This is a genomic window from Marinomonas sp. G8-14 (genome assembly GCF_055808935.1).
Genome location: NZ_CM147891.1, coordinates 2803191 through 2819272, shown reverse-complemented (window position 1 = coordinate 2819272; position 16082 = coordinate 2803191). Strand labels below are relative to the sequence as shown.

Annotated in this window: 16 protein-coding genes; 6 read left to right on the top strand and 10 right to left on the bottom strand. The window is 45.3% G+C overall.

What is annotated here, in order from left to right; genetic code table 11:
• Window positions 1-307: 307 nt before the first annotated feature.
• From AC0L6V_RS14480 to AC0L6V_RS14445, 8 genes are all read right to left on the bottom strand, one after another.
• Entirely contained in the window at window positions 308-1231 is a 924-nt protein-coding gene (locus AC0L6V_RS14480; RefSeq protein ID WP_418138378.1) for a tripartite tricarboxylate transporter permease, read from the bottom strand.
• Window positions 1134-1808, bottom strand: a complete 675-nt coding sequence (locus AC0L6V_RS14475) for a tripartite tricarboxylate transporter permease (protein ID WP_418138377.1) — start codon at window positions 1806-1808, stop codon at window positions 1134-1136. The genes AC0L6V_RS14480 and AC0L6V_RS14475 overlap by 98 nt, the downstream gene beginning before the upstream one ends.
• Before the next feature lie 7 nt (window positions 1809-1815).
• A complete protein-coding gene (locus AC0L6V_RS14470) occupies window positions 1816-2331 on the bottom strand; it encodes a tripartite tricarboxylate transporter TctB family protein (protein WP_265217893.1) in 516 nt (171 codons plus the stop codon).
• Between the two features lie 84 nt (window positions 2332-2415).
• A complete protein-coding gene (locus tag AC0L6V_RS14465; protein WP_265217892.1) occupies window positions 2416-3408 on the bottom strand; it encodes a tripartite tricarboxylate transporter substrate binding protein in 993 nt (330 codons plus the stop codon).
• Window positions 3409-3758: 350 nt separating this feature from the next.
• The gene (pepQ, locus tag AC0L6V_RS14460) at window positions 3759-5048 is read right to left on the bottom strand and encodes a Xaa-Pro dipeptidase (RefSeq protein ID WP_265217891.1); all 1290 of its coding nucleotides are present in this window, start codon (window positions 5046-5048) and stop codon (window positions 3759-3761) included.
• A 117-nt stretch (window positions 5049-5165) separates the two neighbouring features.
• Window positions 5166-5366 (bottom strand): hypothetical protein, encoded by a 201-nt coding sequence (locus tag AC0L6V_RS14455; protein WP_111607132.1) that lies wholly within the window; start codon window positions 5364-5366, stop codon window positions 5166-5168.
• Between the two features lie 60 nt (window positions 5367-5426).
• On the bottom strand, window positions 5427-6281 hold the full coding sequence (locus AC0L6V_RS14450; RefSeq protein WP_418138375.1) for a GyrI-like domain-containing protein: 855 nt from the start codon (window positions 6279-6281) through the stop codon (window positions 5427-5429).
• Window positions 6253-6459, bottom strand: a complete 207-nt coding sequence (locus AC0L6V_RS14445) for a hypothetical protein (RefSeq protein WP_418138374.1) — start codon at window positions 6457-6459, stop codon at window positions 6253-6255. Before AC0L6V_RS14445 ends, AC0L6V_RS14450 begins: the two co-directional genes overlap by 29 nt.
• Window positions 6460-6625: 166 nt before the next feature.
• Between AC0L6V_RS14445 and AC0L6V_RS14440 the strand changes: the two genes are divergently transcribed.
• A complete protein-coding gene (locus AC0L6V_RS14440; protein ID WP_265217888.1) occupies window positions 6626-7285 on the top strand; it encodes a cytochrome b/b6 domain-containing protein in 660 nt (219 codons plus the stop codon).
• 93 nt (window positions 7286-7378) lie between these two features.
• A complete protein-coding gene (hutC, locus tag AC0L6V_RS14435; protein ID WP_409418703.1) occupies window positions 7379-8134 on the top strand; it encodes a histidine utilization repressor in 756 nt (251 codons plus the stop codon).
• Here the strand turns inward: hutC and AC0L6V_RS14430 are convergent.
• The gene (locus tag AC0L6V_RS14430) at window positions 8131-8712 is read right to left on the bottom strand and encodes a HutD/Ves family protein (protein WP_265217886.1); all 582 of its coding nucleotides are present in this window, start codon (window positions 8710-8712) and stop codon (window positions 8131-8133) included. The two genes, hutC and AC0L6V_RS14430, sit on opposite strands and share 4 nt — an antisense overlap.
• Window positions 8705-10105, bottom strand: a complete 1401-nt coding sequence (locus tag AC0L6V_RS14425; protein ID WP_409418702.1) for a formimidoylglutamate deiminase — start codon at window positions 10103-10105, stop codon at window positions 8705-8707. The genes AC0L6V_RS14430 and AC0L6V_RS14425 overlap by 8 nt, the downstream gene beginning before the upstream one ends.
• 289 nt (window positions 10106-10394) lie before the next feature.
• Here AC0L6V_RS14425 and hutU point away from each other — a divergent pair, with 289 nt between their 5' ends.
• The 4 genes from hutU (at window position 10395) to hutG (ending at window position 15873) form a co-directional block, all read left to right on the top strand.
• Window positions 10395-12083, top strand: a complete 1689-nt coding sequence (gene hutU / locus AC0L6V_RS14420; RefSeq protein ID WP_265217883.1) for a urocanate hydratase — start codon at window positions 10395-10397, stop codon at window positions 12081-12083.
• A gap of 155 nt (window positions 12084-12238) precedes the next feature.
• Window positions 12239-13771 carry a histidine ammonia-lyase gene (hutH, locus tag AC0L6V_RS14415; protein ID WP_265217882.1) on the top strand — a complete coding sequence of 511 codons (1533 nt, stop codon included), beginning with the start codon at window positions 12239-12241 and terminating at the stop codon, window positions 13769-13771.
• A 36-nt stretch (window positions 13772-13807) separates the two neighbouring features.
• Entirely contained in the window at window positions 13808-15061 is a 1254-nt protein-coding gene (gene hutI, locus AC0L6V_RS14410) for an imidazolonepropionase (RefSeq protein ID WP_265217881.1), read from the top strand.
• Window positions 15058-15873, top strand: coding sequence for an N-formylglutamate deformylase (hutG, locus tag AC0L6V_RS14405; protein ID WP_265217880.1), 816 nt, complete (start codon window positions 15058-15060; stop codon window positions 15871-15873). Before hutI ends, hutG begins: the two co-directional genes overlap by 4 nt.
• The last annotated feature ends 209 nt before the right edge of the window (window positions 15874-16082 follow it).

Genomic DNA, 16082 nt, shown 5'->3' with positions numbered 1-16082 from the left:
GTTTGATATTCTGCGAACAGATAAAAGTGCATTGGCATTTCACTGGATATGACTTAAAAAGCAGTGAATTATTAAAAGAGTTGTTTTTTTACATTGCACCAAAATGGTGTTTTTCGTCCGTTTCGCTTTATGGTAGGGCGTTTTTGTCGACATTTAGAAACATTTTGCCGCTTTTGGGTAAGCCAATAAGATTAAAAACAAGTAGGGCGGCATCGGTAAGAGGAATAAGCTAAACCCTCAGCCCGTTATGGCGTTAAATAACAGGTTGAGGGTTTAGCTGTTGCTTGAGTGATTTGTATTTATGGATTCAGCGAAAGAGTTTTCGCTTTAACCATTTAGTCCAAATTGGAGACTGTGTGAATAGAATTAATACAATCACACTAAAGAGTACGGTAGAAAGGGGGCTGTGGAATAGATTGATAAACAAGTCACCGATATTGCCTCGTTCTGACAAAATGGCACGACGCCAATTTTCATCGGTTAGTGAGCTTAAAATTACCCCTAAAATGACTGGCCCAACAGGGAAGCCATAGAGGCGCATAAAGTAACCAAACACACCAAAAGCCAGCATCCACCAAATGTCGGTAATGGCATTATTAATCGCATACGCACCGACAATCGACAGAAGGAAAATGAGTGGGATTAAGATGCCTTTTGGACATTCGACGATTTTCGAGAACAATTTGATGCCGGTTAAACCAAAGATCAGCACGAAAATATTAGCTAAGGTTAAATTGCCAACGGTAAACCAAAACATATGAGGTTGTTCGATGAGCAACAAAGGACCTGGGTTTAAACCATGAATAAACAAGGCGCCAATAAATACAGCGGTTACTGCGTCTCCGGGAATGCCTAGGGTCAGCATTGGTATATAAGCACCACCAACAGCCGCGTTATTGGCCGCTTCTGGGGCGATTAAACCTTCTTTAGCGCCTTCACCAAAGGGGACTTTTGGATTTTTGGTAACACGTTTTGCATGGTCATAGGCCATCAGTGCAGCAATGTCGCCACCCGTTCCTGGTAACGCACCCACGATCACGCCAATAAAAGAGGTTTGCAGGCTAAGAGGCATGTATTTTTTAATGTCTGACCACTTAGGGATAACGCGCGAGATCTTTTGTTTGATGACGGCCTTATTCATGTGGTGCAACTGATGCAAGGCTTCTGAGATACCAAACATACCAATCATGACAGCGACGGGATTGATGCCATCCCAGAGCCTCAACAACACCAAAGGTAAAACGCTCTTCTGCTGTCATTGGATCGAGTCCAACAGTACCAATTAATAGCCCTAACGCACCGGCAAAAATTCCTCTTGCTAGACTGCCACCCGATAGAGAGCCTACCAGCATAATGCCTAAAATCCCCAGCATCATATAATCACGAGGCTGGAATGTGATGGCAAATTCGCTCACTGTGGGTGCCGCAAGTGCTAAAACGATTATGCCAACAAAGCCACCGACGACAGACATGACTGTCGATAAGCCGATCGCTTCTCCAGCGAGCCCTTTTTTAGCTAAAGGATAACCGTCTAATGCCGTCGCAATGGCCGAGGGCGCACCAGGGATATTTAATAAAATGGCGGTGCGAGAGCCACCGTAAACACCGCCCATATAAACACCGACCATTAAACAAAGTGCGTAATTGACGTCCCATGCAAAGGTAAACGAAATCAGAATAGAGACTGCCATGGTAACGGACAGGCCAGGGATTGCTCCGACATAAATCCCTAAAAACGTACCAAGTGCGGTTAAGCCTAGTAATTCTGGTGATAGCCAAGACATGGCAAAATAATGTAACGCATCCATAAAGTGACTAGCTCCACAAAGATTTTATTGAGGATAAAATTTCGCGTTCTGGGACGATGCCTTCAGGAAGCACGACTTGGAAAATTAAGCGAAAAATGATGTATACGACAATCAAGGCCAGCAAGCTTATTGTCAGTGTGGTTAGTACACTACGTCGATATAAAAACTGGATAGAAATGAACAAAAAGACAAAGCTGGAAAGCACAAAGCCTAGACTTTCCAAAACGACGGAGTAAATCAAAATTAACGCCATAATAATGGCAACAATAGGCGGAAAACAGTGGTACGCGAAACGAACGTTTTCGGCCGCAGGTAGCTTTAGAGTATTCAAAAAAGTAACACAGGAAGCCAATACCATGGAGGCAGAGGCAGCCAGTGGGAATGCACCTGGTGAGCTGAACGAACTAAATCCTGAAATGGCATAAGATTGCCAAAACAGATAAACACTACCTATAACCATTAGAAGGCAAAAAATGCGTTCTCCTGGTTTACGGGTTTTTACAAAGGGGGACTGGCTGGACATGGTAACTCCAGATAAAGCAAGGAAACAAGACGCGTTTACTCCATGTAAACCGCGTCTAGGGGTTAGATTATTTGTATTCCAACCTTATGGTTTACGAATACCAAACTCTTCTGGTGAAAATTTACTAAAGCCTGCGTCGTGTACTAACCAAGAAGAGGTTGAACGATAAGCGTCAAGGAAGTAATTGGCTTCATCACCAGAAATATTCATGATGGTGAAACCACGTTTTTGCATAAGATCCACAAAGTCGCTATTGAAAGCGGCTTTTTGAAAAGCCGCTTGTAATTTTTCTACCGCTTCGTCTGGTGTGCCTTTTTTCACGAACACTCCAAAGAAAGGACCCCATGGCAAGTAAGACTTCATACCTGGCAAGGTGTCGGTGATAGGTGCAAGATCTGGCAGCAGCTTGCTAGATTCTACATCGACAAGACTGATGGCTTTCATTCGTCCAGCCTTAATTTGTTCGATAGTAGCACCAAGTACAGCTGGCATGACGTCAATCGCACCACCCTGAAGCGCTGTTAGCGCTGGGCCATCACCATTATAAGGAATGCTGATGTAATCCAGTTTGACTTGAGAGTCCAACATCGCTGTCACAATAGAGGTTAATCCGCCAGGGCCTGTAGAACCGAATTTCACTTCACCTGGATGTGCTTTTGTATAATCAATAAGCTCTTGCATGTTGTTAAAAGGCGCATCGTTATTTGCGACAATAATTGGCGTCCCACGAGCCAACACATTGATCGCAATCATATCGCTATAGTCGATGTCCGATAGTCCTAAAATTTTATACATCTGAGGGTTTTCTGCCCCCATTAACAATGTATAACCGTCGGCGTTTTTCGCATCAACGAATTTGGTCGCTATGGCACCAACACCACCTGTTTTATTGGTCAGGATGATACTGGTTCCAAGTTCTTTTTCGACATGAGGTGTAATAGAGCGCATTACGGTATCAGTTGAACCGCCCGCGCCCCATTGGATGATGCCTTGTATGTCTTTCGTCGGATAATCCGCAAAACTTAGGCTTGAAGAAAGGGAAAGTGCTGCTAGTAACGCAATCGTTGTTTTTTTCATTATTGGCCTCTGTAGCGTCCATTGTAAATGGATTTGGCTTGGTTAATTTTATTATTATTAGTGATAGAGATTTTCACACAACGACGGCATTTGCTAATACGTTGTACAAAAGTCCCTATAAATACCTGTGCAATGTGTGTACGGGTATTGCTGAACCACTGTAACCTTAGCCTATAGGTTAACGTTTATAAAGATAGTATCTATTCCATATTTTACCCATTTTGTGGCCTTTTAGTTATAGATAACCTCGCTAAAATTACGATTTTTGGTCTAATTGAAAGAAAAAAATGATCTTTGGTCGCTCCATTCATATTCATCGTTTGATATCAATGGAGCGAGGGGAAGGGTAATTACAATTTACTTAGAAAAGCCTCACGAGTTAAGTTAACAGGCTGGTGTCTTTTTACCACCACATTGTCTTCAATACGAATGCCGCCGTAAGGTAAAAAATGCTCTATACGTGCCATATCACAGCCATGCTGTGGTATGTCTGCTTGCATTTTTTCGAGTAGCATTGGAATAAAATACAATCCAGGCTCAATAGTGATGATCATGTTTTCTGCTAAGGTTCGGGTAAGGCGCAAAAAGGGAGCCTGTTCATCAGGCATGCTTAATGTGCCCAGTTTGTCTATTTGATGGCCGCCCACATCGTGGACCTGTAAGCCAAGTAAGTGCCCTAAACCATGAGGAAAGAAAACTTGTGGAATACGTTTGCTTAACTGCTCCTCCACACTTAAGGCACATATTTTGTGCTCACGCAGTAAAGTGGCAATGCCGATCAGTGTTTGCTGATGTAAATCTCGGAAGTTAACACCAGACAAGGCACTGTGGCAAAGCGTCTGTTCCATGGCGTCTAGGTCTTGGATCAAAGCGTTAAAGTCATCATTATGGCGCGTAAAGGTACGAGTAATATCACTGGCATAACCATGCTCGTTAGCGCCAGCATCAATCAATAGTGTACGAGAGTTGCCCAACTGCTCTATGGATTTATGCTCGTAATGCAGCACGGCAGCGTGTTCATTTAAGCCGACAATGCCTGGGTAAGGTTCTTGAAAAGCACTTTGCTGACTGGCTTTTAAAAAGGCGAGATGAATGTCTAGTTCACTCATTCCGGCAAGAAACGCTTCTTTTGCCGCGAGGTGTCCAGCTGCACCGCGTAGGCTTGCCTGACGCATAGCGTTGATTTCGAAGTCCGTTTTAACGGCTTTAGCAAAATCTACATAGGCTTTTAAGCCTTCACAAGACACAACAAATCCCATAGGTTGAGGGCCAAGCCAAGCGGTTTTCTTGGGTAGATCGACGAACCATTGGTCTGTTTTTTTCGCTGTAATAATGTTCCAGTTTTGCTGCCAATCGCCACTGGGGACAGGGTTTGGTGCGTGCCAGAAATCGTCACGAATAGGCCAAACCAAAGTCGGTTTTTCACCTGTTTTTAGCATGATATAGGTTTCTGCGCCTAAGCTAAAAGGTAGCCACTGTTGCGCACCAGAATAGGCGTGAAATGGGTGAGTGTGATCGTCCTGAAAGTAATAACTTTTTTCCCCTGACGCTAAAACAATGGCATCAAGGCCAAAATGTGCCATGGCGTTTTCGTAACGATCCACGAGGATGGCGAGGTGTGCTTGATAGAGTGTCGTCATAAAAAGACTCTTGTTCATTGGGCTAGAACGCCGATCTGTGTCCATTTCGTCTGCGTTGTGTTTTTCAGGGGGATGAAGCGCATTAGCATACGCTAAAAAGCATAATGTTTTGTACTGCTATTGCTTGTTGGCGATGAATTTATGGAAGAGAAAAATGCCACCTTTGAAGGTGATAAATGCACACAGTACAGACACAAAAGCCAGCAACAGATCATTTTCAATGACGAAAAAATGCTTAAAAGTATAGAAGTACACTATGGTTAGAATAATTCGCACAAGACTGTCAACAAGCGACATGACTTTGGGAGATTCGAGCATGAAGGGGTTCCTTTTTTACAATTGAGGCCAGACTGTCCCATAAAATAGCAATGAAGCCAATTATTTAATGGGTAGGCAAACGAGTGTGACGTAGTCCTTGGCGTTTTCTGTATGGGTCGGACCAACTTCAAAGACTTCGACGCCATAACGATGGCGGTTGAGTGTTAAATGGTGCAGTCGCATAAAATTGAACAAGACATGCCACGCCAACGATAAATTCTGGTAGCTGCCGTAATAGCGTAGTTGCAAATAATAGCCACGCAGAACGATACGTTCCGGGTAGAGTTCACAAGGCACTAAATTTTGTACAGGAATGCCTAAGCGCCCAGAAAAATAGTGATGGGTAATATCGGCTTTTTTATAGAGCGCAAAACTGGAGCTCGCGGGTGGGTTTTCTGGGCCAAGTTGGGTCAGTAAATCATGAAACCCCTGATCCATCTTCTGCGACATGGGTTGATTACTGACCACAAAGGGGCGTGTTACGGCATCCACATTCTCCAACCTTGCTTTAGCAAGCCACTCAAATCTTGGTTCATGGTATTCATGATCTGACGTGGTGTTATATTTGCTCAAGTAGGTTAATACTTTTAACAGCGCTAACTCCGCGTCTTTATTGGCACGAAGGTTGTAGTTTTTTTGCTTCCAGCGACGAAAAAAAGGCAATTTGCCCGTGACCTGAATCGTTATGAGTGTGCGTTCTTTCTGTTTGGTAAGGTCAATATTAAAGTGTACATCATTGGGGTAAAACGCAGGGGCTTCTAATAAAGTATGAAAGTAATGAGCGCCTGAACGAGCAGGCTCTAATGTCATGTGTCCGTCTTTGATGAGTTTCCCCTGCCACACTAAACAACTGGGAAAAACCGAATGAATGCCTGAGTTTAAATATTCATAATCCACGTGGGCATCGGAACTCATAGATAAGCCAAGGTAGCCAGCTTTGCCAATGAGTAAGGTCGCTCAAATCTTCTGCAAGTCTATCAATCGGCGCATCAATCACTGCATTGCGTCGACCAAAAAAACGACCGTTAAACAAAATGAAATAAGCCAGCAATAGGATGCTTGCAAATGTGATTAGCAACAATATGACAACCATATTTGTCTCACTCTTGAAGTTATGATGTGTTCATAAACGTGTTTATTAACCAATTGTGGCAAACTTGATGGCCAGAATCTTGCTTTTCACAGCATAGTGTTTAATGTCACTCTTTGGCAAGTGAGTGTTTTTTGAGTCAATAATATTCATGGTGGGAATGGTTAGTATGAAATCGACACTAGTGTGGGATTGGCCAGTGCGAATTAGCCACTGGTTAATGGTGTTTTTATTTACTGGTTTGATCATTACTGGCAAATCTGACGCAGACTATGTTCAATATCATTTTTACATGGGCTATGGTTTGTCTGCGGTGATCATTGCTCGTGTGCTGTATGGTTTTTATGGATCGTATTACGCACGTTTTCGCCAGTTTGTTAAAGGGCCAAAAGTTGCTTTTCGCTTTGCTGCGTCTTTGTTATCAGGTCGGCCTAAAAAATACCTAGGACACAACCCGGTTGGTGCGTTAATGGTCATCGTTTTACTTTTTGCGCTTTCAGTGCAATGGGGAACGGGGCTGTTTACCAGCGATGACATTTTTTGGTTTGGGCCTTTCTATTCATATATTCCAGAAGACTGGGCAAGTGAGTTGGCGTCTATTCATCGTTTTTTACCCAATGTATTATTGGGTTTAGTGGCAGTCCATGTACTCGCTGTGCTTTATCATGAGTTGTGTCTAAAAGAGCGATTGATCGAGGCCATGATTCATGGGCGTAAAAAACACCCAGCTCCGACTTCTATTGCTGTAAAAACTCCACGTTGGGGTGTGGTCTTTTCTTTATTGATGGGGCTTACGTGGTTAGCTGCGCTTTGGCTTATGCCGATTTAAGCAAATGGCTTTTTTACATGTATAGACAGGCGGTTTATTTGTTATTATCGCTTGTTATCAACCCCTTAAACACCTAAATAGATGGAACCCTCAGTGTCTGAAATAACCAGCCCTAACCTAGTCAATTTGTTTGATGATTTACCGGATGCCCCACAGCCCATTTACGCTAAATTAAAACAGGCGATTTCATTGAAAATCACTTCAGGCCAGTGGCAAGTTAATCAGCGGATACCGTCTGAGTCTGAAGTGGTGAAAGCATTGGGCGTCAGTCGTATGACGGTGAATCGTGCTTTGCGCGAACTCACCGCAGAAGGTTTTTTGGTGCGCCATCAGGGCTTAGGGACTTTTGTGGCGGAGAAAAAAGCCCATTCGGCACTATTTGAGGTGCATAACATTGCAGAAGAAGTGGCCGCTCGAGGCCATAAACACCGCTCAGAGTTATTGGTATTAGAGTCCGCGAAAGCCACGGTAGAAGAAGCCATGACACTGGGGGTTCGTACTAACCATGGAATTTTTCGTTCTGTGGTGTTGCACTTTGAAAACGGCTTACCGATTCAAATAGAAGAACGCATAGTGAATGCCAATCTTGCCCCTGACTACGACAAGCAAGATTTTTCTCTGCATACCTCCTATGAATATTTAATGAGCGTCGCCCCCATGACAGAGGGCGAGCATTTGGTAGAAGCGATATTGCCTAATCCGATAGAGTGCGAGCGTTTGCGTATACAAGCGTCAGAGCCGTGTTTGCAAATCAAACGTCGCACTTGGGCGGGTGATGACATCGTCACTGCCGCGCGTTTACTTCACCCTGGCTCGCGCTTTCAACTCTTTGGGCATTTTGGGCGTTAGTCTAGCTTAGTTATACCCACCAAAACGCCACGGCCTTGGGTTAATGTTGCCTTGGCGTTTTGCGAGAAGATCACCATGCTGTGAGTCTTGATGGTGACCGCATCATCACCATTTATATCCAGTACGGCCTCTTCACAGGCGTAGAAACCACTGAACAAGGTATCGCTATTTGACAGCAGGAGCGAGCAGGGGGCGGCACATGCTTCAACCTTGGCTTGGGTATCTCTTTCTCGCACCATAATATTCAGGTCTTCAATCTTGCCATTTTTCAATGTGGCGTAAGTTGTATCTCCACCTGAAAATCTTGCGATATCTAAGGGGCTGTCCAGTTTGTTTATTTGACAACCTGTCTCACTTTTGTGTTCAAGTGTCATGCCTTCACCAGACAGCAAGACTAGAGTGCGATGTAAGCCGCTGAAGTCGGAAAATATGCCATCTTCCACAACCGCTGCCTGACTAATGCGAAAACGCAGGCCGCTTTCATCGTCATGACGTTGAATCTCTAGGGTTTCGCCAAGACCGTTTTTCCACGGCATTCGTTGGTATTGTGATTGCTCGATAATGATGAAGTTAGGCATGGTACATGGCCTTTTTAATGACTTGAGTAAAGGCCAAACGGCTGCTTTCTTCTTGCTGGTGGTGGAAGTCTTTTATGGTGTGTTTACCTGCGACAAAAACGTTTTTCACTAGGTTTTCATTGGTGGCAAATAGCCAACGGTTGAGTAGGTCTTTGGCTTCGCTGGCGGCGATGAAAGGATGAGACTCGTCAAGCACCATAAAATCAGCTCGGTTACCTTGGCTTAATCCCAATGACACGCCGCAGGCTTGATTTCCACCTAATAAGGCTTGTTGGTAAAGGTTGTCACCCACGCTGGTTTGGTCTGCACGGTACAGGCGGTTGCGTTGCTGATCTCGAAGGCGCTGCCCGTATTCATACGTGCGTAATTCTTCGACAATCGATAAGCTCACATGGCTATCTGAACCTATGCCCCAGCGGCCGTTGTCTTGTTCGAAGGCAACGCCTGGAAAAATACCATCGCCAAGATTGGCTTCGGTGGTGGGGCATAATCCTGCAACGGCTTGGCTGGAGGCAATTGCGTGGCGTTCAGCGTCTGTTAAATGGGTGGCGTGAACCAAACACCAGCGCTCATTTAAACCGATTTCATTGTGCAGCCATTCCACAGGGCGTTGGCCGCTGAAGGCTAAGCTGTCTTGTACTTCCTTTTGTTGCTCGGCGATATGGATGTGTATCGGAACGTCTTGTTTCAACGCCGACAGCACGGTTTCAATTTGTGGTTTGGTCACGGCACGCAGAGAGTGAAAACAAATCCCCAAGTTATGCAGAGTGTGATTGGCTAACGACTTATCGCAGGCTTGGTGCAAGGCCAAATACGACTCTGTGTTATTGATAAAGCGTGCTTGTCCGGTGTTCGGTGCCTGTCCGCCAAAACCAGAATGAGAATACAGCACAGGTAGCAACGTTAAGCCCAGTCCAGACTCGTTCGCAGCAGCGATGATCTGATTCGACATCTCGCCAAGCTGAGCATACTGTTTGCCGCCCACATCGTGATGCAAGTAGTGAAATTCCCCCACTTGTGTGTAACCGGCTTTTAGCATGTCGATATAAAGTTGTTTGGCGATGATGTGTGCATCGTCTGGCGTGAGTTTTTGTACGATTTTGTACATCAGATCGCGCCAACTCCAAAAACTATCATTTGGGTTCAAACTGACTTCAGCCGCCCCAGCCATCACTCGTTGAAAGGCATGAGAGTGCACGTTGGCAAGTGTTGGTAAGACGGGGCCAGATAATACATAGCAGTCTGTTGTTGGTGAACTGTCTGCTTCAAAAGAGTGAAAATGACCATTTTTAACAGAGAAAAGCACATCTTTCGCCCAGCCAGAAGAGAGCAAAGCGCGTTGTGCAAAATAGTATTGAGTGCTATCGCAATGAGTTGAGTATTGGCTAGTCACAAGTCATTTCCTAATCAAGATGGGTATTTCGAGTGTAATAGAAAATATAATGTATATACAAGTTGGTTTTTTTATCTTTGCAAGGCTCTTTAGGCTAGTGCTTGTTTATACAGGTTTTTTTGTGCTTGGATCTGGGCTTTACGTCTTTGTAGTCAATATTTATTGGAATTTTTTTAAAAATGCCTTGCATCTATAAAAATTAGATTTTATCTTTGATTTAGTTGTATATACATGTTTATTGGATATTTCTTTAAATCAGAATAAAAAGACACTCTTAATAGGTGAAAAAATGACTAAGCAAACACTCGCTCAGAAACGCTACCGCGCCGGTGTGGTAAAAGCCGCCACAGGAACGACTCTTACCGCCAAATCTTGGTTCACGGAAGCGCCCATGCGTATGCTGATGAATAATCTCGATCCTGATGTAGCGGAAAACCCAGAAGAATTAGTGGTTTACGGTGGTATCGGTCGTGCAGCGCGTGACTGGGAATGTTATGACAAAATCGTTGAATCCCTAAAAGAATTAGAAGAAGACGAAACTTTATTGGTGCAATCTGGCAAGCCAGTGGGCGTGTTCAAAACCCACAGCAATGCACCGCGTGTACTAATCGCTAACTCAAACCTAGTACCACATTGGGCGAACTGGGAACACTTTAACGAGCTTGATGCCAAAGGCTTGGCGATGTACGGCCAAATGACAGCGGGTTCTTGGATCTATATTGGTAGCCAAGGCATTGTGCAAGGCACTTACGAAACCTTCGTTGAAGCGGGTCGTCAGCATTACGATGGTAACTTGGCAGGTCGTTGGGTATTAACGGCGGGACTTGGTGGCATGGGGGGCGCACAGCCTCTAGCAGCCACCTTGGCTGGTGCGTGTTCGTTGAATATCGAATGTCAGCAAAGCCGCATCGATTTCCGTTTGCGTACTCGTTATGTGGATGAGCAAGCGACTGACTTAGACGATGCCATGGCTCGCATTAAGAAATACACCGCAGAAGGCAAGGCCGTTTCTATCGCGCTTTGTGGTAACGCCGCAGAAATTCTACCTGAAATGGTAAAACGTGGTATTCGCCCAGATATGGTGACAGACCAAACATCGGCTCACGATCCATTAAATGGCTACTTGCCATTAGGCATGAGCTGGGAAGAGTATCGTGAGAAAGCACAAACTCAGCCAAAAGAAATCGTAACTGCTGCGAAAAAATCCATGGCGAAACATGTTCAAGCCATGTTGGATTTCCAAAAAATGGGCATTCCTACGTTTGACTACGGTAACAACATTCGTCAAATGGCGATGGAAGAAGGTGTCGAAAACGCTTTTGACTTCCCAGGTTTTGTGCCGGCTTATATTCGTCCGTTGTTCTGCCGTGGTATCGGTCCTTTCCGTTGGGCCGCTTTGTCTGGTGATCCGGATGATATTTATAAAACCGATGCCAAAGTAAAAGAGTTGATTCCTGATGATGAGCATCTACATCGTTGGTTAGACATGGCCCGTGAACGTATTCAGTTCCAAGGTTTGCCAGCGCGTATTTGTTGGGTGGGTCTTGGTCAGCGTGCCAAACTAGGCTTAGCCTTTAATGAAATGGTTCGTAGCGGTGAATTGTCGGCGCCAATCGTTATTGGTCGTGATCATTTGGATTCGGGGTCGGTATCTAGCCCGAACCGCGAAACGGAAGGCATGCAAGATGGTTCTGATGCAGTATCGGATTGGCCATTATTGAACGCCTTGTTGAACACAGCTTCTGGCGCGACTTGGGTGTCTTTACACCACGGCGGTGGCGTGGGCATGGGCTTCTCTCAGCATTCCGGCATGGTGATTGTGTGTGATGGTAGTGATGATGCGGCAGCGCGTATTGCTCGTGTTCTTCATAATGATCCAGCGACTGGCGTGATGCGTCATGCGGACGCAGGTTATGAGATTGCTATCGATTGCGCGAAAGAGCAGGGATTAAATCTGCCTATGATTACCGGAAAGTAATAGACAGTTACAAGATCTTAATATATGACGCAACACTTAAATAGGATTTGTTTTAAGTGTTGCGTACTGGTTATAGAAGACGCCTCACAAGGGTGTAAAACAATATTATAAAAATTATTTGATGGCAAAATATGACATCAAGATTGGAGAGCACTATGTTTGAATTAACCATAAAGCCCGGTCAATTGACGCTGAATGAATTGCGCCAAATCAGTCGTCGTCACGTTAAATTGACGTTAGACGAGAGCGCTTTCCCTGCGATTCACGCCAGCACCCAAGTGGTCAACGATGTGATTGCCCAAAACCGTACTGTGTATGGTATCAACACAGGCTTTGGTTTATTAGCCAATACGCGCATTGCGCCAGAAGATTTGGAAGAGTTGCAGCGTAGTATTGTCTTGTCGCACGCGGCGGGTATTGGTCAGTTGATGGAAGACAAAACCGTCAAACTGATCATGGCGCTGAAGGTAAACAGCCTTGCGCGTGGTTTCTCGGGTATTCGTCTGGAAGTGATTCAAGCGCTGCTTACTTTGATCAACAAAGAAGTGTATCCCTGTATTCCGAAAAAAGGCTCTGTTGGCGCATCTGGCGATTTAGCGCCATTGGCACACATGAGTACGGTGTTGCTGGGTGAAGGCAAAGCCCGTTACCGTGGCGAAGTGATTTCTGGTCGTGCGGCTTTGTCTATCGCTGGATTGGAGCCAATTACCTTGGCACCAAAAGAAGGTTTGGCTCTACTTAATGGTACGCAAGCATCGACGGCGTTTGCTCTAGAAGGCTTGTTTGAAGCGGAGGATTTATTTGCTTCTGCCATTGTGTGTGGTTCCTTGTCGGTAGAAGCGGCGCTTGGTAGCCGAAGTCCATTTGATGCGCGCATTCATGAAGTGCGTGGTCATCAAACACAAATTGATACGGCAGCGGCTTATCGTCATCTTTTAGGCGAAACGTCTGAGTTGGGCGACTCTCACCAAGGCTGTGAAAAAGTTCAAGATCCGTATTCATTACGTTGTCAGCCACAGGTGATGGGTGCATGTCTTGAGCAAATCCGCAGCACGGCGAAAGTCTTGTGTGTGGAAGCCAACTCGGTATCGGACAACCCATTGGTGTTTGCGGAAGAAGGAGACATCATTTCCGGCGGTAACTTCCATGCTGAACCGGTGGCTATGGCGGCGGATAATTTAGCCTTAGCGATTGCTGAAATCGGCAGTTTGTCTGAGCGTCGTATGGCCTTGTTGATCGATAGCAATTTAAGTAAATTACCCCCCTTTTTAGTGGACAACGGCGGTGTCAACTCTGGTTTTATGATTGCGCAAGTAACGGCCGCAGCCTTGGCGAGCGAGAACAAAACCTACGCACATCCAGCATCAGTAGACAGCTTACCAACTTCGGCTAACCAAGAAGATCATGTTTCCATGGCGACCTTCGCAGCGCGTCGTTTGAAAGATATGGCGGAAAATACCCGCGGTATTTTGGCGGTTGAAATTTTGTCTGCGGTACAAGGCTTGGACTTCCGTGCACCATTGAAATCTAGTAAACGATTAGAAAATGCCCGTGCCACTTTGCGTGCTCGTGTGCCGTTTTATGATAAAGACCGTTATTTCGCGACAGATATCGAAAAAGCCAATGAGTTGCTGCTAGAAGCGGTGCATAACGAAACGATGCCTGAAGGGCTATTGCCTAGTTTATAAAGAACTAAGTTTAGCGGTTTAAGAAAAGGAAAGGTGATGACAAACGATACTCCAATGAAGTTAGACAGCTTATGGCGCGGCGCCAATGTAGCGACCATGAAAGGTGGCCAATATAGCGTCATTGAAAACGCCGCCATTGGTGTTCGTGGTGGACGTATTGTTTGGATCGGCAAAGCGCACGATTTACCCGCATACCAGACGCAACAGGAGTATGATTTGGGTGGCGGTTGGATTACGCCCGGTTTAATCGATTGCCATACGCACCTAGTGTTTGGTGGTAATCGAGCTGGGGAGTTTGAACAACGCTTAAATGGCGTGAGCTATCAAGACATTGCTAAGCAGGGTGGTGGCATTGCATCGTCTGTGAGAGCCACCCGCGACGCGAGTGAGGCTGAGTTGGTTGCCAGTGCATTACGTCGTTTAAAAAGCTTAATGGCGGATGGCGTGACTACGTTAGAGATTAAATCGGGTTATGGTTTGTCCCTCGATTCAGAACTGAAAATGTTACGCGTCGCTGGAAAGCTGGGCGATGAATGGCCTGTGACCATTAAACGAACTTGTTTGGCGGCGCACGCGATGCCGCCAGAGTACGAGGACAAAGACGCTTATATTGATTACCTCTGTGAGAAGGTATTGCCGAAAGTCGCCCAACTTGGTATGGCTGATGCGGTAGACGCTTTTTGTGAAGGCATCGCCTTTAGTACTGAACAAGTGGCGCGTTATTTTAAAACCGCTGAGTCATTAGGCTTACCAGTGAAAATCCATGCTGAGCAGTTGTCTTCCTTAGGTGGTACCGCTATGGCCTCGTCGTTCAAGGCGTTGTCGGCGGATCATATCGAATTTATTGAAGAATCAGACGTAAAAGCCATGGCCGAATCGGGAACGGTTGCCGTGTTGTTGCCAGGGGCGTTTTTCACCCTAAAAGAGACACAGCGTCCACCGATTTCTTTGTTACGTCAATATAGTGTGCCCATGGCGATTGCCACGGATGCGAACCCAGGCACCTCTCCTGCGTTATCACTTCGTCTAATGATGAACATGGCATGTACCTTGTTTACGCTGACGCCTGAAGAAGCCCTTGCTGGCGCGACAATTCATGCGGCAAAAGCATTGGGAATGGCGGATTCTCATGGTAGTTTAGAGGTCGGAAAAGTCGCGGATTTTGTTTGTTGGGATATAGAAAGCCCTGGCGAATTGAGCTACTGGCTAGGCGGTGATCTAGTGAAAACCAGAGTCTACGAAGGCAAACAATCTGACGGTAAAAATAGCCAAGGGGAGCAAGTATCATGACAACACACGCTTCATTAACCGTACCAGCCTTTGACTTTGTGCAAGGGGATTCGCCTTTATTGGTGAGCATGCCGCATTCAGGGCTGAATCTGACTGCCGATGTGCAAGCTGGATTGACAGATCAAGCTAAAAAATTGCCTGATACCGATTGGTTTATTCCTGAGCTTTATGAGTTTTTAGAATCATTGGGTGTGGGCTGTATCAAGGCAAATTATTCTCGCTATGTGATCGATCTTAACCGTCCATATGATGATAAACCGCTTTATGTAACCAAAACCACGGGGCTGTTCCCTGATATTTTATTCGAAGACAGCCCAGTTTTTGTCGAAGGTAAAGCGCCAACAGATGAACATAAAGCTGTTTGCAAAGAACACATTTGGAAACCCTATCACGGCACCATTGAGCAAGAACTGGCGCGTTTAAAAGCCAAATTTGGCTACGCTATTCTGTTTGACGCCCACAGCATCGCCGCCGAAGTGCCTATGTTATTTGATGGTACACTGCCAGACTTCAACTGGGGTACCAACGAAGGTAAGGCGTGTCATGAAGCCTTAGCCAACGTCGTCACCCAAATACTGCGACCAAATTATACGCAAGTGCTCAATGGGCGTTTTAAAGGCGGCTATATCACGCGCCATTTCGGCCAACCAAATGAGGGGATTCATGCTATTCAGCTCGAACTTTCTCAAGCGACTTACATTAATGACGAACTGGCAAAACAGTCAGAATATCAACTGGATGAACAGAAGCAGCCATTGATTACACAACAACTGAAAGACGTGATTGAAGCCTGTCTATACGTTCGCTTTTAACCTCAGCTGTTTTATGGTTCAAGAATCCCTATGTTGTGAAAACAGCATGGGGATTTTTTTCGATACGATATCTAGCTTCTTTTTTATTGACGATAGTGCAATGGAGCGTCATTGTTGTGGTGTCAAACTTTATAGGAAAAGGAATTCTTATATGTTCAAAAACTATTCTTTAGCGTCTTTTGCTTCTATTTATTGCTGCTCAATTATTA